Genomic DNA, 19,997 nt, shown 5'->3' on the forward strand with positions numbered 1-19,997 from the left:
CCATCGGTCCGGACGGCCGGGCCGGGACGGGCCACCGACCACCTACCGTCGGGGGATGGGGGTGAGGCGGCTGTGCGTCGTGCTGCTGGCCGCGTCGCTCGCCGGCTGCGCCCCGGCCACCGCCGCCACCGAGCCACCGCCACCGCCGCCGGCCCGGCATGCCCCGGACCAGGCCCGGCCGGTCGCGGTCCGCACCCTCACCGTCGACCCGACCGGGCCGCGCCCGCTGCCGGTGACGCTGTGGTACCCGACCGAACGCGGCAGGGTCGCCCCGGGCCGGTTCCCGGTGGTGGTGCACAGCCACGGCCTGCTCAGCCTGCCCGAGTTGCACGCCGCACTGGCCACCCGGTGGGCCGCCGCCGGATTCGTGGTGGCCGCGCCGGCCTACCCGTACACCAGCCGGCGGGCGACCCGGTTCAGCCGCGCCGACGTCCGCAACCAGCCCGCCGACGCCTGGCGGCTGATCCGGCACCTGGTCCGGCTGGACGCCCGCGCCGGTGACCCGCTGGCCGGGCACCTGGACGTCGGCCGGTTCGCCGCGACCGGCCACTCGGCGGGCGGCTTCACCACCGCCGGCATGTTCACCTCCGGCCACCCGGCCCGGCTGCGCTCCGGTGTGATCATCGCCGGGGGCGGGCTGGCCGGGGCCTTCGCCGGCCCGGCCGCCCCGCTGCTCTTCGTGCACGGCACCGCCGACCCGGTGGTGCCGTTGACCGTCGGGCAGGCCGGCTACCGGCGGGCGACCGGCCCGAAGGCGTTCCTCGGCCTGCTCGGGCAGGGCCACGGCGAGTACCTGACCCCGGGCCGGCCCGGCTTCGACCAGGTCCTCGCCGCCACCACCGACTTCCTCCGCTGGACCCTCTACGACGACCGGGACGCCGGCCGCCGGCTGCGCGCCGACGCCGCCCGACCCGGCGTCGCCACCTTCGACGACCGGCTGGCCGGCCCGGCACCGTGACCGCCGCCCGGCCGGGTGTCGACCGGGTAGCGACCGGGGCATTCTGCCGGGCCGCGACGGGCCGTAGCCGGCCGGGTGCTCCGGCCGGCAGGGCACAATCGGGTTCATGTTCCGTCGCCGTACCCCGGTCCTGCTGACCGCCGCGCTGCTCGTCGGCGGCCTCGCCGGCTGCTCGACGCCGGCTCCCGCCCCCACCGCGGCACCGCCGACGCCACCGAAGGCCACCACGCCGGCTCCACGCGTGCCCGCCGGCACGGCGCCGGCCGAGGCGTTCGCGGTCGGCGTACGACAGCTCAAGCTGAACCGGGGCGGCGACCGCCCGCTGCCGGTGACCCTCTGGTACCCGGCCCGGGGCGGAGCCGGTGCGGCGGCGCAGCGCGACGCGACGGTGGCCACCGGACGGTTCCCGGTGGTGGCGTTCAGCCACGGCCTGGACGGCCGGCCGACCGACTACCAGGCGCTGCTGACCCGCTGGGCGGCGGCCGGTTTCGTGGTGGCCGCGCCGACCTTCCCGCACACCGGCAAGGGCACCGACGGCAGCGTCCTCGACGTGCTCAACCAGCCCGCCGACGTGTCGTACGTACTTGACAAGGTGCTCGCGCTGGACGCGCGGGCCGGTGACCCGCTGCGCGGCCGGCTCGCCACCGACCGGGTGGCGGCGGCGGGGCACTCGGCCGGCGGGGTGACCACCATCGGCCTGTTCACCACCGGGCGGGACGAGCGGCTGCGCGCCGGGGTGGTGCTCGCCGGGACGGGGCTGGGGGTGGGCACCGCCTTCGCCGGGACCGCCGCCCCGCAGCTCTTCGTGCACGGCCGGGCCGACGAGGTGGTCGACTACGCCGCCGGCAAGGCCGCCTACGACGCGGTGCCCTGGCCGAAGGCGATGCTCAGCCTGCCCCGGGGCGACCACGGCCGCGCGCTGCTCGGCGACGGGGCGGCCCTGCGGGTGGTCTCCGACACCACGATCGAGTTCCTCCGCTGGTCCCTCTACGGCGACGAGGCCGCCAAGGGCCGGCTCCCCGTCTCGGCGGCCCGGGGTGACATCGCCACCCTCGACGACCGGCTCTGACCCCTGGTCAGGCGGTGTGGTCGACGACGACCTTGCCGAAGACGTCACCGGAGTGCAGCCGGGCGAAGGCGTCGGCCACCCGGCTGAACGGGACCACGCTGTCCACCAGCGGGCGCACCTCGTGCTCGGCGCAGAACGCGAGCAGCTCGGTCAGCTCGTCCGGGGTGCCCATCGAGGTGCCGAGGATCTCCAGCTGCATGGCGAAGACCCGCCGCAGGTTCACCGCCGGCAGGTGCCCGGAGGTCGCCCCGGCGACCACGATCCGGGCCAGCGGAGCGGCCGACTTCAACGAGTGGTCGAAGGTGGCCGCGCCGATCGTCTCGATCACCACGTCGACCCGCTCCGGCAGCCGGGCGCCGGGCTCCACCGCGGTCGCCCCCAGCGCGGCGATGCGCTCCCGCTTGCCGGCGTCGCGGCTGGTGGCGTACACCCGCTTGCCCAGCGCCACGCCGAGCGCGACCGCCGCGGTGGCGACGCCGCCGCCGGCCCCCTGCACCAGCACCGACTCGCCGTCGGCGACCCGGCCGCGGGTGGTGAGCATCCGCCAGGCGGTGAGCCAGGCGGTCGGCAGGCAGGCCGCGTCGGTCGCCGACAGGCCGGTCGGCAGCGGCAGCAGGTTCATCCGGGGTACGGCCACCCGCTCGGCGAGGGTGCCCTGGTAGTGCTCGGAGAGGATGGAGACGCCACGCGGGTCGCCCGGGGTGGGCAGCACCGGGTAGACGACCACCTCGTTGCCGTCCGGGTCGGTGCCGACCGCGTCGCAGCCGAGGATCATCGGCAGCTGGCCGTCGGCGAGCCCCACCCCGCGCAGCGACCACAGGTCGTGGTGGTTGAGCGAGCTGGCCCGGACCTGCACGGTCACCCAGTCGTCGTCCGGGTGGGCGGGCTCGGGACGGTCGCCGACGGTGAGCGCGGCGAGCGGGTTGTCGGCGTCGAACCGGGAGGCATAGGCGGCACGCATGATCCGCACCGTAACAGCGGAACGATCGTTCACGAAGGGTTCCGGCCGGCCACTGTCCGGCCGGCGACGCCGATCCGCCGCCGGCTCAGGCGCGGGCCACGCCGTCGTGGCGGGCGGCTCCGGCGACCGCCGCCGCCACCGCCGGGGCGACCCGGGGGTCGAGCGGGGACGGCACGACGGCGTCCGCGCTGAGCGACCCGGCGACCACCCCGGCGATCGCGTCGGCGGCGGCCACCTTCATCCCGTCGGTGATCCGGGTGGCCCGGGCGTCCAGCGCGCCCCGGAACACCCCGGGGAAGGCGAGCACGTTGTTGATCTGGTTGGGATGGTCGCTGCGCCCGGTGGCGACCACCGCCGCGTACCGGGCGGCCACCGCCGGGTCCACCTCCGGGGTCGGGTTGGCCAGGGCGAAGACGATCCCCCCGGGGGCCATCCCGGCGACCGCCGCCTCGTCGATCCGCCCGCCGGAGACGCCGATCAGCACGTCCGCGCCGCGCAGCGCCTCGGTGACGTCGCCCCGGCGGCCCTGGGCGTTGGTGGTCCCGGCCAGGTGCGCCTTGGTCTCGGTCAGATCGGACCGGTGCCGGCCGATGATGCCCCGGGAGTCGCAGACCACCACCTGCTCCGGGTCCACTCCCCCGGCGACCAGCATGCGGGTGACCGCGATCCCGGCGGCACCGGCCCCGCTGACCGTCACCCGCAGGTCGCCGAGCTTGCGGTGGAGCAGGGTGGCCGCGTTGCGCAGCGCGGCGAGCACCACGATCGCGGTCCCGTGCTGGTCGTCGTGGAAGACCGGGATGGGCAGCGCCTCGTCGAGCTGCCGCTCCACCTCGAAGCAGCGGGGGGCGCTGATGTCCTCCAGGTTGATCCCGCCGAACGACGGGCCGAGGGCGCGCACCGTGGCCACGATCTCGTCGACGTCCTGGGTGTCCAGACAGATCGGCACCGCGTCCACGTCGGCGAACTGCTTGAACAGCACCGCCTTGCCCTCCATCACCGGCAGCGCCGCGCGCGGGCCGATGTTGCCGAGGCCGAGCACGGCGGAGCCGTCGGTGACGACCGCGACGGTGTGCGACACCCAGGTGTAGTCGTCGACCAGGGCCGGGTCGGCGGCGATAGCCTCGCACACCCGGGCCACCCCCGGGGTGTACGCGAGGGAGAGGTCCTCGCGGGTGGTCAGCGGCACCGTCGAGGTGACGGCCAGCTTGCCGCCGCGGTGCAGTCGGAAGACGGGATCGGCGGAATCCACTGTGGATGCGGACATGGTGACTCCAGGATCTGTCGAAGCAGACGGAGCGGCCGGCGCGATGGCGCGAGGTGAGGCGGAGCGGCGACACGCGGGTACGCGGTACGGGGGTCACCCGGGCACCTCCCGAGCATAGTCAGCCCACCGGTGCCGCATGTGAGGAGGGTCATATCGACACCGCCGGCAGCCGGCCGGGGCGGGGCCAGTAGCGGAACACCACCCGACCCAGCACGTCGGCCACCCCGTACGCCCGGGAGTCGTCGGTGCCGAACTCGTTGTCACCGCGCAACCACCAACCGTCGCCCTGCCGACGGATCGCGCGCTTGACCACCAGCAGCTCCGGGCGGCTGCGGAAAACGGCCACCACCACGTCGCCGGGGCGGACCGGTCGGCCACCCCGGCGGACCAGCACGGCGTCGCCGTGGCGCAGCGTCGGCGACATGGACGGGCCGACGACGCCGACGGCGGTGACCGGGGCACGCAGCCGTGGGAGGGAACCGGGCCCGCCGACCGTCACGAGGTTTCCCCTCCGCCCCTGCCGGGGACGTCCTCAGGAGTAGTGTCGTCTCGGATCATCGCAAACATCCCATGGAGGACCCTGATGCGACTTGCCCGCATCCTCTCGCCCCGTGTGACCGCCAGCGCCCACTGCGACCTGCCGTGCGGCGTGTACGACCCGGCCCAGGCCCGGATCGAGGCCGAGTCGGTCAAAATGATCTGCGAGAAGTACCAGGCGAACACCGACCCGGAGTTCCGCACCCGGGCCATCCTGATCAAGGAGCAGCGCGCCGACCTGGTCAAGCACCACCTGTGGGTGCTCTGGACCGACTACTTCAAGCCGGCGCACTTCGAGAAGTACCCGCACCTGCACCAGCTCTTCAACGAGGCCACCAAGGCCGCCGGCGCGGCCGGCGCCAAGGGCGCGACCGACCCGGCCAAGGCCGACGAGCTGCTCCAGAAGATCGACGAGATCTCCAAGATCTTCTGGGAGACCAAGCAGGCGTGACCCTGCCCGCCACGGCACCGGCGATCCGGCCGGCACGTCCCGGGGACGTGCCGGCCGTCGTCACGATGGTGCACGAACTGGCCGACTACGAGCGGGCCGCCGACCAGTGCCTGCTCACCGTGGCGCAGCTCGACCGGGCCCTGTTCGGTCCGGCTCCGGCCCTGTTCGGTCACGTCGCGGTGGACGACGACGACCGGCCGGTCGGCTTCGCCCTGTGGTTCCTCAACTTCTCCACCTGGGCCGGCGTGCACGGCATCTACCTGGAGGACCTGTACGTCCGCCCGGCCCACCGGGGCACCGGGGCGGGCCGGGCGCTGCTCGCCGCGCTCGCCGGGATCTGTGTGGAGCGCGGCTACCAGCGGCTGGACTGGTCCATGATCCACTGGAATCCGGCCGCCCGGTTCTACGCCTCGATCGACGCCGATCCGATGACCGAGTGGGTGCCGTACCGGCTCAGTGGAGCGGCCCTGCGCGGCCTCGCCGGGCGCGGGGTGACGGCGGCCACGCACGTGTCGGCCCGGCCGGGTAGAGTCCCGGACCGGGGGGATGAGGCGTGACTCAACTGACCGGCCAGCCAGCGACCGACGACGACGTCGTGCACCTCACCGTGCCCGCCGACGGCGGCTACCTGGGCGTGCTGCGCACCGCCACGGCGGGGCTCGCGGCCCGCCTCCAGTTCGCTCTCGACGAGATCGAGGATCTGCGGATCGCGGTCGACGAGGCGTGCGCCATGCTGCTCGCCATCGCCACCCGCGACGCCGAGCTGGAGTGCCGTTTCTCGGTCACCGAGGACGCGCTGACCGTCGAGGTGACGGTGCCCACCGTGCGCGGCGCGGCCCTGCCGGGCGAGTCCTCGTTCGCCTGGAAGGTGCTCACCGCGCTGACCACCTCGGCGGCGGCCGAATCGGCCGACGGGCGGGCCACCATCTCGCTGCTCACCCGCCGCTCCGGCGGCTACTGACCCCCGCCGCCGCTCCGGCGGTTACTGACCCCCGGCCGCCCGGCCGTTCCGGGCCGGTGACCGAGGGTCAGTCGAAGCCCAGCGCCCGGGTGGTGGGCGGGCTGACCAGCAGCGCGCAGACACCGAGGCCGAGCGCCATCAGGGGTACGCCGAGCCAGCCCAGCCCGCCGGAGACCATGAACCAGCCGACCGGCAGCAGCATCAGCTCCAGCACCATCGCCGGGGCCCGGGCACCGGCCCGACGGCGGGTCAGCGCCCCGCCCAGCGCCCAGAGGGCGACGGCACCGGCAACGGCGAAGCCGGTCACGAAGAGTGCCGAGACGAGGTCGGTCTTGGTGGCGGTGAGGTCGGCCCAGACCAGCCATCCGGAGAGCAGCGCCAGGGCGACCGCTTCGGCCCGCAGCAGGCGTACCGCCCACCGCAGGGTGTCGGGAACCGGCGCGGAGTCGATCGTCACGCGGGCCACGATACCGCTGCCCCATCACGTAAAGTGCCGGCCATGCGGGCCGTCCTGGTGGTCAATCCGAAGGCCACCACCACCAGCGAACGCAGCCGGGACGTCCTGGTCCGGGCACTGCGCAGCCAAGTAGACCTGTCGGTGCGGTACACCCGTCGCCGGGGTCACGCCACCGACCTGGCTCGGGAGGCCGCCCAGGAGGGCGTCGACCTGGTGGTCACCCTGGGTGGTGACGGCACGGTCAACGAGGTGGTCAACGGCCTGATGACCGCCGAGCCACCGACGATCCGCACCGGTGGCTCCCCGGCGGATCGGCTGCCGGCGCTGGCCACCGTGCCGGGCGGCTCCACCAACGTCTTCGCCCGCGCCCTCGGCCTGCCCCGGGAGTGGGCGGACGGCACCAGCATGATCCTGGAGGGGTTGCGGCTGGGCCGGTCCCGGACGATCGGGCTGGGCCGGGCCGACGACCGCTACTTCACCTTCTGCGCCGGCTTCGGCCTGGACGCCGCGGTGATCAACCGGGTGGAGCAGGCCCGGCGGCGGGGACGGGTGTCGTCACCGTCGCTCTACTTCCGGTCCACCCTGAGCCACTACTTCCTCGGCGCGCACCGCCGTCATCCGGCGATCAGCCTGGAGCGGCCCGGCGAGTCGGCCGAGGGCGAGCTGGGCACGGTGATCATCCAGAACACCGCGCCGTGGACGTACCTGGGCGACCGGGAGGTCAACCCGAACCCGGAGGCGTCGTTCGATCTCGGGCTGGACGTGCTGGCACTTCGTCAGCTACGCGTCGCCAGCACAACACGCACAGTGACCCAGCTCCTGTCCCGACACCCCGACCCGCACGGCAAGCAGGTGCTCCGACTGCACGATCTGGAGGAGTTCACGCTGGTCTCGGCCCGTCCGCAGGCCTTCCAGCTGGACGGGGACTACCTCGGCGAGCGACACAAAGTCAGATTCACCTCCGTTTCCGGCGCACTGAGAGTAATCTGTTAGGTCTCGGGTAACGCCCTAGGTCGAGCGGTCGGGACACCGCGCGGCGCGGTGGCCGCCACACCGAGGAGGTAGTGCCGGAAATGTCAGCAATGTCACGCGGACTGTACTATATTGATCCTCGACTGTGGTACGCCGGGTAACGGGGAAGCCCGGAAAACGGACAAAAGGGTCGTGAGCTTGCTCACCGAGCGGAGTTTTTCCGCGCGTCACCCCTTGACATCGCGTTCGTTCGTGAAAGTATTCACAAGCGAACTTGAGTTACCGGGACATTGCCTGGATACGCTCGGCGGGCCGAGCTTTTCCAGCAGGCCCAGGCGCTGAACGAGTCTGCTCACGCAATGCTGAATAGTCGTACGCGAACCGTCACGATTGGCACTGCGGACGGATATAAGAAAAGCACCAGCGTTATCTGCCGCCCATCCAGAATGAGGAGTGTTGCCGCCATGGACTGGCGTCACAATGCCGTCTGCCGCGACGAGGACCCGGAGCTGTTCTTCCCGATCGGGACGTCCGGTCCGGCTGTCCTGCAGGTCGAGCAGGCCAAGGCCGTCTGCCGGCGCTGCTCCGTGACCGACCAGTGCCTTCAGTGGGCACTGGAGTCCGGTCAGGACGCCGGCGTCTGGGGCGGGATGAGCGAAGAGGAGCGCCGCGCGGTCAAGCGCCGTGGCGGTCTCCGGGTGCTGCGCGCTCACTCCGCCTGAAAAACCGATCCCACACGCTGTTCGCCCCGGCCGGGTCCACCCTGCCGGGGCGTTCCGCATTCTCTACTCTCCGTTACCGCAACCCGACCGGTGCGCGTGGCGGAACATTCACGCACAGTAATACTGGCGCAGTTACTCCCGGTTGTCGCCGACCGTCGCGTCGACCCGCCGCAGCACCAGGTCCACGAGGTCCGGCGAGTCGTTCAGCGGCGCACTGACAGCCACCGCACCCGCCCGCCGGGCCGCCGTCACCACCGCGTCGTGGAAGAGCCCCGGGGCGAGGAAGTAGGCGCACACCGCCACCCGCCGGGCGCCCGCCGCGCGCCACCGGGTCACCGCCACCCCGGCCACCGGTGGGGCGGCCGAGGCGTACGCCACCGTGCAGGGCACCCCGAACCCGGCGGAGAGGGCGGCGGCGACCCGCCCCACCGAACCACGCGCCCGCGCGTCCCTGGTCCCCGCCGCCGCCAGCACCAGCGCGTCGACGTGTCCCGGACCCGCCTCGGCCAGCCGGTGACCCAGCCCGGCCAGCAGCCCGGCGTCCACCGTGCCGTCGGCCGGTCCGAGCACGTCGGTCACCCGTACCGTCAGCTCCGGCGCGGCCTCCCGGGCGGCTGCCACCGCCGCCGGGACGTCCACCCGCCGGTGGTACGCGGCGGTGAGCAGCAGCGGCACCACCACCGCCGTACGGTGACCGGTGGCGGCCAGCCCTCGCAGTACCTCCGTCGGCCCCGGATCGGTGTGGTCCAGCCAACTGGGCAGCACCGGGGTACCGGGACGGGCCGCCTCGACGGCCCGGGCCAGCGCCCGGGTCGCCGCCGCCGCGCGCGGATCGCGGCTGCCGTGCGCCACCAGCACCACCGGCACGCCGGAACGGGGCACCACCGGCACGCCGGAGTCGGGTGCCACCGACCCGCCGCAGTCGGGCACCACCGGCACGCCGGAGCCGGGTAGCGCCGGCCCGGCGGCCGGTACGGCAGTCACCGCGCCGGTCGCCGGGACGTGTTCCGGCCCGGTCAGACGTGCAGCCCGCACTCGGTCTTCTCGAACATGGCCCACCGGCCGGCGCGCGGGTCCTCCCCCGCCTTGGTCCGACGGGTGCAGGGCCAGCAGCCGATCGAGCCGTAGCCCCGGCTGAGCAGCTCGTTGACCGGGATGTCGTAGCGGGAGACGTAGGAGTCCACGTCGGCCTGGGACCAGGCGGCGATCGGGTTCACCTTCACCTTGCCGCGCCGGGGGTCGAAGGTGACCACCGGCGTGTTCGCCCGGGTCGGCGACTCGTCCCGGCGCAGCCCGGCGGCCCAGGCGTCGTACCCGGACAGGGCGCGCTCCAGCGGCTCGACCTTGCGCAGCTGGCAGCAGTCGTCCGGCGAGCGGTTGAACAGCCGGGGGCCGTACTCGCCGTCCTGCTGGCCGACGGTCTGCCGGGGCCGGATCGACCGGACGTTCACCGGCAGCCGGCGGGCCACCTCGTCACGGACCCGCAGCGTCTCCGGGAAGTGCAGCCCGGTGTCCAGGAAGACCACGTCCACGCCGGGAGCCACCCGGGACACCAGGTGGGCGAGCACGGCGTCGGCCATCGAGCTGGTCACGCAGAGCCGGTCGCCGAAGGTGTCGGCCGCCCAGCGGGCGATCTCCAGCGCCGGAGCGCCCTCCAGCTCACGGCCGGCCCGCTCGGCCAACGCCCGCAGCTCGGCCCGGTCCCGGCGGGCCGGATCGGCCGACACCGGCCCGCCGGGGCCGACCAGACCCAGATCGGTGGCGGAGAGCAGGCCGGTCATCGGGCCACCGCCCGGCTGAGCAGGCCGTTGAACTTCACGGTGAAGACCCGGGCGCAGGCGTGGCACTCCCAGGCGCCGTGTCCGGCCTCGTTCGGTCGCAGGTCCTCTTCGCCGCAGTACGGGCAGTGCAGCGGCGCGGATCGGGTTTCGCTCATCGGAGTTCCTCCTCGTCGACCCTGATCACCCAGTTGGCGAACGTCTCGCCCTCGGTCCGGCCGGCCAGGTAGCGGCGGGCCAGTCGTTCCACGTACTCGGGAAGCTCGTCGGCGGTGGTCTTCAGGCCGCGCAGCTTGCGGCCGAACCCGGCGGTCTGTCCCTGGGCCATGCCCAGCCCGCCGCCCAGGTGCACCTGGAAGCCCTCCACCTGCTGGCCGTCCGGGCCGACCACCAGCTGACCCTTGAGGCCGATGTCGGCGACCTGGGTGCGGGCGCAGGCGTTCGGGCAGCCGTTGAGGTGGATGGAGATGTCCGCGTCGAAGTCGCGCAGCCGCTCCTCCAGCCGGGCCACCAGCTCCTCGCCGCGCGCCTTGGTCTCGACGATGGCCAGCTTGCAGAACTCGATCCCGGTGCAGGCCATGGTGCCGCGCCGCCACGCCGACGGCCGGGCCTCCAGACCGATCCCGCGCAGCTCGTCGACCAGGGACTCGGTCCGCTCCGACGGCACGTCCAGCACCAGCAGCTTCTGGTACGGGGTGAGCCGTACCCGGTCGCTGCCGTGCGCCTCGACCACGTCGGCGAGCTTGGCGAGCTGCCCGCCGGAGACCCGCCCGACCACCGGGGCGGCCCCGACGTAGTTGCGCCCGTCGCGCTGCCGGTGCACGCCGATGTGGTCGACCGGCTTGTCGGGCAGTTGCGGGGCGGGGCCGTCGAGCAGGGTGCGTCCGAGGTACTCCTTCTCCAGCACCTCGCGGAACTTCGCCACGCCCCAGTCGGCGACCAGGAACTTCAACCGGGCCCGGTTGCGCAGCCGGCGGTAGCCGTAGTCGCGGAAGATGCCGACCACGCCCGCCCAGACGTCCGGAACCTCGGCCAGCGGCACCCAGACACCGAGCCGCTTGGCCAGCATCGGGTTGGTGGAGAGGCCACCGCCGACCCAGACGTCGAAGCCGGGGCCGTGCTCCGGGTGCTCGACCCCGAGGAAGGCGATGTCGTTCGCCTCGTACGGGGTGTCGACCAGCCAGGAGATCGTGGTCTTGAACTTGCGGGGCAGGTTCGAGTACGCCTTGTCGCCGACGTACCGGCGGACGATCTCGTCGAGCGCGGGGGTCGGGTCGAGCACCTCGTCCTCGGACACCCCGGCGACCGGGCTGCCGAGCACGATCCGGGGGCAGTCGCCGCAGGCCTCGGTGGTCTGCAGGCCGACCGACTCCAGCCGACGCCAGATCTCCGGCATGTCCTCGACCCGGATCCAGTGGTACTGGATGTTCTGCCGGTCGGTGATGTCGGCGGTGTCCCGGGCGAACTCCCGGGAGATGTCGGCGATCACCCGGAGCTGGGCCAGCGAGAGCTGACCGCCGTCGACCCGGACCCGGAGCATGAAGAACTCGTCCTCCAGCTCGTGCGGCTCCAGCACGGCGGTGCGCCCGCCGTCGATGCCGGCCTTGCGCTGGGTGTAGAGGCCCCACCAGCGGAACCGGCCGCGCAGGTCCTGCGGGTCGATGGAGGCGAACCCGCCGTGGGCGTAGATGTTCTCGATCCGGGCCCGCACGTTCAGCGGGTCGTCGTCCTTCTTGATCCGCTCGTTGGGGTTGAGCGGCTCGCGGTGCCCGAGTGCCCACTGTCCTTCGCCACGGGGACGACGGGGGGCACGGGTGACGGGGCCGGCGGTGGGCGTCGGGTTCCCGGGGCGGGCCGGGGTGCTGCTGACCGCCATCGCGGCGTCCTCCGTTGTCTCTGCGGTGCCTCGTGGGAGCGCGGGCGCGGCGGCTGTGCCCTGGGAGGGCCGAGGACAACGGTGTCGGAACGGCCGGCGCGGAGTGCGCGCCCGAGACGGATGGGTCGGGCGTCGTCAGTAGGCCGGACAGAGCGCGCTGCGTACGCGGCCGTAGTCGACGTGGCGGCGGGCCACGAAGCGGCGGACGACAGCGGCGGTCATGGGCCTATGCTCCCACACCCACCGGAGACCGGCCAATGACTAGGTGCGGCATCCCACATCACGGGCCGCATCCCCGCCGTGACCGTCGCCACCGGGTGTGGAATCCTCGATCAGTGGGCGCAATGTCCGGAAAGAGGTATTCGGCGGGATTGTCGCGGGCGCTGGTCTGGCTGGTCCCGCTGCTGGCCACCCTGCTCGTCGGCGGCTACGGGATCGGCCGGGCCCAGCTCTGGCGCGACGAGCTGGCCACCTGGAGCGCGGCCACCCGACCGGTCGGGGACCTGCTGCGGCTCACCCGCACCATCGACGCGGCGAGCGGCCCGTACTACCTGTCGGTGCACGCCTGGACGGGGCTGGCCGGCGACTCCGAGGCGGCGCTGCGGCTGCCCTCGGTGCTGGCCATGGCGGCGGCGGCCGGCCTCACCGCCGTACTCGGTCGACGGTTGTTCGGGTCGGCTGCCGGCCTGCTCGCCGGCCTGCTCTTCGCCGTCCTCCCGGGCACCTCCCGGTACGCGCAGGAGGCCCGGCCGTACGCGCTGGTCACCCTCCTCGCCGTGCTGGCCACCGTGCTGCTGGTCCGCGCGCTGGACCGCCCCGGCCGGTGGCGCTGGGCCGGTTACGCGGCGGCGGTGGCCGGTCTCGGCCTGGCGCACCTGCTCGCCCTGGGCCTGGTCGCCGCGCACGCCGTGGCGGTGCTGACCGGCCGACCGGCGGCCGACCCCGCCCGCCCGGGCGGGACGGCCGAGCCGGGCCAGCCCGGCGGGGGCACCCCGCGGTGGCGGGACCGCCAGTCGGCCGGCTGGGCGCTGGCCGTGCTGGTCGCCGTCCTGCTGCTGACACCACTGCTGGTCACCGCAGCGGGACAGCGGTCGCACCAACTCGACTGGATCGCCCCGGCCCGGCCGGCGGACCTCGCGGCCCTGCCCGGCGGCCTGGCGCAGAGCGGTGTGGTGGGCGGGATGCTGGTCGGGCTCGCCGCGCTCGGGGCGGCCCGCTCGGGGCGGCGCGGCCTGCTGCCCGGGGTCTGTGCGCTGCTGCCGGTGCTGCTGCTCTTCGTCGCCGCGCTGGCCGTGCCGCTGTGGGTGCCGCGCTACCTGTTCTTCACGGTGCCCTTCGGCTGCCTGCTCGCCGGTGCCGCCCTGGCCGGGCCGACCCCGGCGGCCCGACCCTCGCCCGGCCCGCCTGGGCCGCCGCCGGGACCGCCGGGGCCGGGGCCGACAGGGCCGGTGCCGACCGGGCCGCCGCCGACGGGGTGGCGGCCGGCGGCCGGCGCGGGGCTGGCGGTGGTGGCGCTGGCCGGGCTGCTCGGACTGCCGGACCAGGCCGCGGTACGGCACGGTCACGGCTGGCCGCGCAGCGCCACCGTCGACTACCGGGGGGCGGCGGCGGTGATCGCCGCCGGCCAGCGGCCCGGTGACGCGGTGGTCTACGCCCCGCGCGACGGCTGGCTCTTCCTCGACCTGGGGGTCGACTACCACCTGGCCCGGACGGCCGGCGACCCGGCCGGCGGGGTCCACCCCCGGGACGTCCTGGTCACCGAGGGACGACGGGAGCGGGCCGACCTGTGGGTCGGCGAGTGCGCCCGACCCGCCGAGTGCCTGGCCGGCGTCGACCGGGTCTGGCTGGTGGTAGCCGGGCGACGTGACGACCCGCTCGCCGCGGTGCCCGGGGCGAGCGGCGAGGCGCTGCGGGCCGGCTTCGCCGTCGCCCAGGTCCGGCCCCGGCCGGGGGTGACCGTGGCGCTGCTCGTCCGCCGAGGCTGACCGGCGCCGTTGCCGGTCAGGCCGGTTTGCGCTCCAGCAGGACCACCCGGACCCGGTCGAACCGCTCGACGTGCCGGATCAGGAAACGCTGCCGCAGCAGCGCCTCCCGGGCCGGCGGCAGACCGGCCAGCGGGTCGTCGAGGTGCCCGGTCTCCACCAGCCAGATCCGCCTGGTGTCGCCGAGGCAGGGCAGCGGTTCCCGGCACTCGCGGGCGGTCAGCCAACCGGTCTGCCGGGCCGGCACGGCCACGAAGACGTCCCGGGGACGCGCCTGGTCGCGCAGGCCGTAGTCGGTGGCCTTGCGGGCCACGTCACTGGAGCCGCCGAACCCGTCGTTGTACGCCACCCCGTCGCCCGGCTTGACCTGTTTACCCAGGTAGCGCACCGCGTCGAGGTAGTGGGGCTGCCCGTCGGCCTCGTTGGACCGCACCCGCTCCTGGGCCGGCAGGGTCTGCCAGGCCAGCACCGGCAGCAGCACCAGCGCCCCGGCCAGCCAGGCGGCCGGCAACCAATCCCGGGTGGCCAGCCGCGCGGTGCGGCAGACCGCGAACGCCGCGAGCAGCGCCCAGGCCGGGGCGGTGAACAGGAAGTACCGGGCCAGGAAGAGGTGCACCACGCTGTAGGTCAGGTAGCCCGCGACCGGGGGCAGCACCGCCCAGACCAGCAGCATCAGCACCGTGGCCCGCCGGTCGGCCCCGGCCACCGCCACCGCGAGCACGGCGAGCGCCGCGACCAGCGCCAGCACGGCAGTGGTGCCGGTCAGGTTGGCCAGGAAGCGGAGCACGGCGTCGGCGTCGTTCTCCACCCAGGAGATCTGCCCGGACTGCCGGCTGCCGAGGATCAGCACCGGCAGGACGAACAGCCCGGCGATCGCGGTGGACGCCGCCCACCGCCAGCGCGGTTCCTCGCCGCGCACCGACCGCCACAGGTGGAACAGGTGCGCGGGCAGCACCAGCAACGCGACGAAGTGCAGCCAGCCGACCAGCACCAGCAGCACGCCGTACGCCCACCAGCGGCCCCGGGTCGGCCGGTCCACCGCGCGTAGGAAGAGCCAGGTGGCCGCCACCGCCGCCAGGGTGACCAGCGCGTACGACCGGGCCTCCTGGGCGTACCGGGAGACGGTGGGCAGCAGGGCGAGGACCAGCCCGGCCAGCACCCCGACCGGGGTGTCGAAGAGCCGCCGGCCGATCAGGGTGACCAGCCCGGCGGTGAGCCCGACCGCGAGCACCGAGGGCAGCCGCAGGGCGGTCGTCGAGTCCCCGGTCACCGTGGTCAGCGCCGACATGACCAGGTAGTAGCCGGCGTGCACCAGGTCGATGTTGCCGACCAGCATCCGGAACTGCTCGACCGACAGCGACGTGACGTGCCAGGTGACCAGCTCGTCGTTCCACAGGTCCCGGGCGTCCAGCCGCCACCAGCCCAGGCCGAGCGCGACGACGGTCGGCAGCAGCGCCCACCAGCCGCCCCGGCCCCCGGCCCGCACCGGCGCCGCCCGGCCGGTGACCTCCGCCGGGTCGGCCCGCCCGGTCCACTGGATCGTCGGCGCGGTCACTTCGCGGTCCGGATGTCGAACCCGAAGGTGTCCTTCGCGGCGGAGCGGCGGAACGCGCGCAGCGCCGCGTCGTCCCGGTCGATGTTCCACTTCCCGGAGCCGTTGATGTTGAAGTACGCCACCCCCAGCAGGTCCTTGCGCCGGGCCACGTTGGTGAGCAGGTCGGTGATCTGGGCGGGTCGCCGGCTGCCCGGTTCGGCCCCGGTCTCCACGATCAGCAGCGGACGCCGGGTGAAGGTGCGGATCTGGGTGATCGTCGGGACGAAGAGGTCCTGGAACGTCTTGGGCCCCCGGTTGGTGTAGTAGCCGTCCATGCCCACCCAGTCGACGTAGGCGTCCCCGGGGTAGAGCGCCCTGATGCTGACCTTGCGCAGGTAGTTGACGACGTTCGGGGTCCAGGTCCAGATCACGTTGGTGGCGCCCTGCTGGGTGAAGATGTCGTGCAGGTGCCGCCAGGCGGCGACGTACTCGGCGGCCCTGGTCTGCTTCGTCCCCCAGGAGTACCAGTGCCCGTTCATCTCGTGGGCGAAGGTGAGGGCGATCGGCAGGTTGAGGGTGCGGACGGCGGCGGCGAACTCCTTGACGTACGCGTCGTGCTTACCGGCGGCGATGTCCCGCAGCGGCACGTCGTACGGCTCCCAGCGGATCACCGCCAGCGCGCCGTACTGGTGCAGCTCGCGGACCTCGCTGGCGGCGAACCTGTCGTCGAAGCTCTCGAAGATCGCCACCAGGTTCGGGGGCTTGCCGGTCTCCGCGGCGAACTTGCGGACCAGCTCCATCTCCGCGCCGCCGGCCACGGTGACGCCGAGGTACCTGCCCTTCGGCGCCTTCAGCGCGGTGACGTCGTACGCCGGGACCGGCTCCTCGGCGGCGGCCCCGCCCGGTCCGCCGACCGACCCGGCGACGGTGATGTCGACCCGGCGCAGCACGGCGAACTCGGTGAAGGCCAGCGCGAGCACCAGCAGGAAGGTGACCAGGTATTTCGTCCTCACCGCACGACCTCGACGTCGCGTGCCGGGTCGACCAGCAGCGCCTGCCCGACGACGGCCAGGTAGAACACGGCGCTGAGCAGGGCCGGTACGAAGATCCACGGTTCCGGTTCGACGAGCATCCGCCAGCCGGCGACGCCGGCCCAGACCAGCCCGGTGCCGGCGGTCCAGACCGTCATGCCGGTCCACAGCCGCCGGGTCTTGCTCTTCTTGGCGGTGCCGCCGGTGGGCTGCCAGCCCATCCGCCGGCCCCGGACGATGTCGATGATGGCGAAGGCGTGCGCCCAGCCGTAGATCATCTTGACCGTCCAGCTCTCCAGGCGGTAGCGGCTGCGGTGCCAGAGCGGGAAGATGACCATGTTGTAGACCACGCTGGGCAGGATCAGCAGGTAGTTGGCGAGCGCGATCTGATGCGCGAACGCGGTCAGCATCAGCACCGGGATGACCGGCGCGACGAAGGTGAACAGCCCGGTGTGCAGGTAGTAGCAGAACCCGGAGACGTAGCTGAGCCGGGCCCGCAGCCGCAGCTTCGTCGACCAGAACTTCCGCGACCCGAGCAGGCTCATCGAGCCGGCGCACCAGCGGTACTGCTGGGTGAAGAACGAGTCCACGTCCGACGGGCACAACCCGGCGGCCAGCACGACCGGGACGTAGCGCAGGTTCCACCCCTTCATCCGCAGGTCGAAGCCGGTGTGCACGTCCTCGGAGTGCTCGATCAGGGTGGACCCGCCGATGGAGAACAGCGCGTCGCGGCGGTAGACGGCGCAGCTGCCCACACAGATCGCCGAGTCGTGGGCCTGCCGGGACACCTGCACCGACCGGTAGAACAGCTCCTGCACCGCGCCGGCCCCGCGCTCCACCCAGGTCTGCCCCAGGTGCACCCGGAAGTACTGCGGCGACTGCACGATGCCCGCCTGCGGCTCGGCGTCGAACCAGGGCAGCATCTGGTCGAGCATGTCCGCACGGGGGACGAAGTCGGCGTCCAGCACCAGGATGAAGTCGCTCATGGTGCGTTCGAAGGCGTACCGCATGTTGCCGGCCTTCTTGAACCAGCCCCGGTTGGGTCGCCGCTGGTAGACGAAGCCGAAGGCGAGCGCCATCCGTTCCATCGCCTCGTTGGGCGAGTCGTCGAGCACGTAGACGGTCACCTCGCCCCGGTAGTGGCGGCCCATCGCCCGGACGTGCTCCCAGGTGTTGCGCAGCACGTGCGCGGGCTCACCGCAGACCGGCAGGAAGACGTCGACGCTCGGGTAGCGGGCCGGTCGCCAGGTACGGACCAGCTCCTGGTGGCGGGCCAGGTCGAAGCCCGGGGTGAAGAGGTTGACCGCCAGCGAGACGAGGTAGTAGGCGATGGTGAAGAACAGCAGCGGGGCGAGCAGCCAGAGCCACGGGGTGAGCCGGACGAAGAGCAGCTGGCTGGTGATCAGGCAACCGAAGCTGACCAGCGACGGCACCATCAGCGCGGCCAGCCGCCGCTTGCGGTAGGAGACCAGCTCGGCGTCGGTCGGCGGCAGCGGCACCGGGGCGTACGCGGGCCGGTGCGTCGCGTCGGAGGGTTTGCGGGGGGTCCACTTCGAGACCTGGCGCGGAACCCGGAACTCCGCGGTCGGCGACAGCACCGCGGCCGGATCGACCGCAGGCGGTGAGGTCATCGCTTCGTCTCCCCCGTCCGCCGGCCGCAGGCACTCCCCTGACAGGGCGAGCGGGATGTCGCCGGACGCGTCCAGGGAAGCCGGGCACGGTGAACTGGCCGTGTCTGCTTGGTGGTGAAGCTAGAAAACTATTCAGTCGGCCGCATGGTGTCAATGCCCGCGAATCGCCTGAAAGGCGTATCGGACCGCAGATCGCACGTCAGTCCACTCACCTTCATCCCGGCGTCACCGGCGGGCAACCGGGCCGTCGGGCGGCCCGGCTCAGACCTTGGCCAGCGGGAGCACCAGCACCGCCTCGGTGCCGCCGGTCGGACCGGGGCGCAGCTCGATGCTGCCGCGCAGCTCCCCGGTGACCAGCGCCCGGACGATCTGGAGCCCGAGCCGCCCGCCCCGGTCGGCGTCGAACTCGGCCGGCAGCCCGCGCCCGTTGTCGGTCACCGAGACGTGCAACTGCTTGCGCTGCCGGTGCGCCGAGACGACCACCTCCGGCCGGACGTCCGGCTCGGCCGCCTCGCCGCCCTCCTCGACCGGTGGGAAGCCGTGCTCGACCGCGTTGAGCAGCAGCTCGTTGAGCACCATCACCAGCGAGGTGGCGATCTCGGCGGGCAGCACCCCGAAACTGCCGGTCCGGCGCATCCCGACGCTCACCTCGGTCGCGGCCACCTCGGTCGCCGCGCTCGCCACCCGGTCGACGATCCCGTCGAACTCGACCGCCTCGTCGCTGGACATGGAGAGCGTCTCGTGCACCAGGGCGATGGAGGCGACCCGGCGTACCGACTCCTCCAGGGCGACCCGGGCCTCCGGCATCGACACCCGGCGGGCCTGCAGGCGCAGCAGCGCGGCGACGGTCTGCAGGTTGTTCTTCACCCGGTGGTGGATCTCCCGGATGGTGGCGTCCTTGGTGATCAGGGCCCGGTCGCGGCGGCGTACCTCGGTGATGTCGCGGACCAGGACCAGCGCGCCGATCGGCACCCCGGCGGGCATCAGCGGCAGGGCACGGGTGAGCATGGTCGCCCCCCGGGCGTCGATCTCCCGGCGCGGCGGCCCCTCGCCGCGCAGCGCGGCGAGGATGCCGTTGGCCGCCTCGGTGCCGTCCAGCGGATCGCTGGCCAGCCGGCGGTGCAGCTTGGCCAGATCCTCGCCCACCAGGTGGGAGGCGTAACCCAACCGGCGGTACGCCGACTGCGCGTTCGGGCTGGCGTAGGTGACCTTGCCGCCCGCGTCGAGCCGGACCAGCCCGTCGCCGACCCGGGGCGCGGACGTGGTCTCGCCCGGGTGCCGGGGCGGCGGGAAGGTGCCGTCGGCGATCATCTGGGCCAGGTCGTCGGCGGTGGTGAGGTAGTTCAGCTCCAGCTGGCTGGGGGTGCGGGCGGTGGACAGGTTGGTGTCCCGGCCGACCACCGCGATCACCTCGCCGGCCTCCCCCTCGGCGGTGCGCAGCCGGACCGGGATCGCCTCGTGCCGGGCCGGCACGTCGCCGTACCAGACCGGGTCGCCCTCCCGCCAGATCCGGCCCTGCCGGTACGCCACCTCCAGGTGGGCCACCTCCGGCCCGCCCACGATCCGCCCCACCTGGTCGTCCAGGTAGGCCGTCGGCGCGGTCGTCGGGCGGACCTGGGCGACGCAGAGGAACGTGCCGTCGTCGTCCACCGGCACCCACAGCAGCAGGTCGGCAAAGGACAGGTCGGACAGCAACTGCCAGTCGCCGGCGATCCGGTGCAGGTGGTCGATGTCGGCCGGGCGGAGCTTGGTGTGCTCCTCGGCGAGGTCGCGCAGCGTGGACACGGACACAGCGTGCCACGGCCGCCGGTGT

Annotated in this window: 20 protein-coding genes; 8 read left to right on the plus strand and 12 right to left on the minus strand. The window is 73.6% G+C overall.

Annotated elements, in window-relative coordinates:
• Positions 1-55 precede the first annotated feature (55 nt).
• Complete coding sequence (locus O7625_RS01930) at positions 56-958, plus strand: alpha/beta hydrolase (RefSeq protein ID WP_282343864.1); 903 nt, start codon at positions 56-58, stop codon at positions 956-958.
• Positions 959-1,064: 106 nt separating this feature from the next.
• Positions 1,065-2,027, plus strand: coding sequence for a chlorophyllase (locus tag O7625_RS01935; RefSeq protein ID WP_282343865.1), 963 nt, complete (start codon positions 1,065-1,067; stop codon positions 2,025-2,027).
• Positions 2,028-2,034: 7 nt separating this feature from the next.
• Here the strand turns inward: O7625_RS01935 and O7625_RS01940 are convergent, their stop codons facing one another.
• The 3 genes from O7625_RS01940 to O7625_RS01950 form a co-directional block, all read right to left on the minus strand.
• Positions 2,035-2,997, minus strand: coding sequence for a zinc-binding dehydrogenase (locus O7625_RS01940; RefSeq protein WP_282343866.1), 963 nt, complete (start codon positions 2,995-2,997; stop codon positions 2,035-2,037).
• A 76-nt stretch (positions 2,998-3,073) separates the two neighbouring features.
• Positions 3,074-4,252 carry an NADP-dependent malic enzyme gene (locus O7625_RS01945; protein ID WP_282343868.1) on the minus strand — a complete coding sequence of 393 codons (1,179 nt, stop codon included), beginning with the start codon at positions 4,250-4,252 and terminating at the stop codon, positions 3,074-3,076.
• 148 nt (positions 4,253-4,400) lie between these two features.
• Positions 4,401-4,751 (minus strand): S24/S26 family peptidase, encoded by a 351-nt coding sequence (locus O7625_RS01950; protein WP_282343869.1) that lies wholly within the window; start codon positions 4,749-4,751, stop codon positions 4,401-4,403.
• Between the two features lie 84 nt (positions 4,752-4,835).
• Here O7625_RS01950 and sodN point away from each other — a divergent pair, with 84 nt between their 5' ends.
• Genes sodN through O7625_RS01965 form a run of 3 tightly spaced genes read left to right on the plus strand, consistent with a single transcriptional unit; the run spans position 4,836 to position 6,201 of the window.
• Positions 4,836-5,240: a superoxide dismutase, Ni gene (gene sodN, locus O7625_RS01955; protein ID WP_067311955.1), complete on the plus strand. Its 405-nt coding sequence runs from the start codon at positions 4,836-4,838 to the stop codon at positions 5,238-5,240.
• Positions 5,237-5,797, plus strand: a complete 561-nt coding sequence (locus O7625_RS01960; protein WP_282343870.1) for a GNAT family N-acetyltransferase — start codon at positions 5,237-5,239, stop codon at positions 5,795-5,797. Before sodN ends, O7625_RS01960 begins: the two co-directional genes overlap by 4 nt.
• A complete protein-coding gene (locus tag O7625_RS01965; protein WP_282343872.1) occupies positions 5,794-6,201 on the plus strand; it encodes an ATP-binding protein in 408 nt (135 codons plus the stop codon). The genes O7625_RS01960 and O7625_RS01965 overlap by 4 nt, the downstream gene beginning before the upstream one ends.
• Positions 6,202-6,268: 67 nt before the next feature.
• Here O7625_RS01965 and O7625_RS01970 read toward each other — a convergent pair whose 3' ends face one another.
• Positions 6,269-6,658 carry a hypothetical protein gene (locus O7625_RS01970; RefSeq protein WP_067311987.1) on the minus strand — a complete coding sequence of 130 codons (390 nt, stop codon included), beginning with the start codon at positions 6,656-6,658 and terminating at the stop codon, positions 6,269-6,271.
• A 42-nt stretch (positions 6,659-6,700) separates the two neighbouring features.
• Here O7625_RS01970 and O7625_RS01975 point away from each other — a divergent pair, with 42 nt between their 5' ends.
• Positions 6,701-7,651 carry a diacylglycerol kinase family protein gene (locus tag O7625_RS01975; RefSeq protein WP_282343874.1) on the plus strand — a complete coding sequence of 317 codons (951 nt, stop codon included), beginning with the start codon at positions 6,701-6,703 and terminating at the stop codon, positions 7,649-7,651.
• 443 nt (positions 7,652-8,094) lie between these two features.
• Positions 8,095-8,352 (plus strand): WhiB family transcriptional regulator, encoded by a 258-nt coding sequence (locus tag O7625_RS01980; protein ID WP_067311984.1) that lies wholly within the window; start codon positions 8,095-8,097, stop codon positions 8,350-8,352.
• A gap of 132 nt (positions 8,353-8,484) precedes the next feature.
• On the opposite strand, the gene O7625_RS01985 is transcribed toward O7625_RS01980, so the two are convergent.
• From O7625_RS01985 to O7625_RS02000, 4 genes are all read right to left on the minus strand, one after another.
• Positions 8,485-9,243 (minus strand): CbiX/SirB N-terminal domain-containing protein, encoded by a 759-nt coding sequence (locus tag O7625_RS01985; protein WP_282346777.1) that lies wholly within the window; start codon positions 9,241-9,243, stop codon positions 8,485-8,487.
• Positions 9,244-9,368: 125 nt separating this feature from the next.
• Positions 9,369-10,133 carry a phosphoadenylyl-sulfate reductase gene (locus O7625_RS01990; protein WP_282343875.1) on the minus strand — a complete coding sequence of 255 codons (765 nt, stop codon included), beginning with the start codon at positions 10,131-10,133 and terminating at the stop codon, positions 9,369-9,371.
• Positions 10,130-10,288 (minus strand): IS1 family transposase, encoded by a 159-nt coding sequence (locus O7625_RS01995; RefSeq protein ID WP_172898451.1) that lies wholly within the window; start codon positions 10,286-10,288, stop codon positions 10,130-10,132. Before O7625_RS01995 ends, O7625_RS01990 begins: the two co-directional genes overlap by 4 nt.
• On the minus strand, positions 10,285-12,006 hold the full coding sequence (locus O7625_RS02000) for a nitrite/sulfite reductase (RefSeq protein WP_282343876.1): 1,722 nt from the start codon (positions 12,004-12,006) through the stop codon (positions 10,285-10,287). The genes O7625_RS01995 and O7625_RS02000 overlap by 4 nt, the downstream gene beginning before the upstream one ends.
• Before the next feature lie 344 nt (positions 12,007-12,350).
• Between O7625_RS02000 and O7625_RS02005 the strand changes: the two genes are divergently transcribed.
• A complete protein-coding gene (locus tag O7625_RS02005) occupies positions 12,351-13,991 on the plus strand; it encodes a glycosyltransferase family 39 protein (RefSeq protein WP_282343878.1) in 1,641 nt (546 codons plus the stop codon).
• A gap of 16 nt (positions 13,992-14,007) precedes the next feature.
• On the opposite strand, the gene O7625_RS02010 is transcribed toward O7625_RS02005, so the two are convergent.
• The 4 genes from O7625_RS02010 to O7625_RS02025 all read right to left on the minus strand — a co-directional run bounded on the left by O7625_RS02010 (position 14,008) and on the right by O7625_RS02025 (position 19,969).
• Positions 14,008-15,543, minus strand: coding sequence for a glycosyltransferase family 39 protein (locus O7625_RS02010; RefSeq protein ID WP_282343880.1), 1,536 nt, complete (start codon positions 15,541-15,543; stop codon positions 14,008-14,010).
• Positions 15,540-16,535, minus strand: a complete 996-nt coding sequence (locus O7625_RS02015) for a glycosyl hydrolase (RefSeq protein WP_282343882.1) — start codon at positions 16,533-16,535, stop codon at positions 15,540-15,542. Before O7625_RS02015 ends, O7625_RS02010 begins: the two co-directional genes overlap by 4 nt.
• Positions 16,532-18,184, minus strand: coding sequence for a glycosyltransferase family 2 protein (locus tag O7625_RS02020; protein WP_282343884.1), 1,653 nt, complete (start codon positions 18,182-18,184; stop codon positions 16,532-16,534). The genes O7625_RS02015 and O7625_RS02020 overlap by 4 nt, the downstream gene beginning before the upstream one ends.
• A 261-nt stretch (positions 18,185-18,445) precedes the next feature.
• Positions 18,446-19,969: a PAS domain-containing sensor histidine kinase gene (locus tag O7625_RS02025; protein ID WP_282343886.1), complete on the minus strand. Its 1,524-nt coding sequence runs from the start codon at positions 19,967-19,969 to the stop codon at positions 18,446-18,448.
• Positions 19,970-19,997: the final 28 nt, after the last annotated feature.

Source organism: Micromonospora sp. WMMD714 (assembly GCF_029581315.1).
Lineage (GTDB): Bacteria > Actinomycetota > Actinomycetes > Mycobacteriales > Micromonosporaceae > Micromonospora > Micromonospora rifamycinica.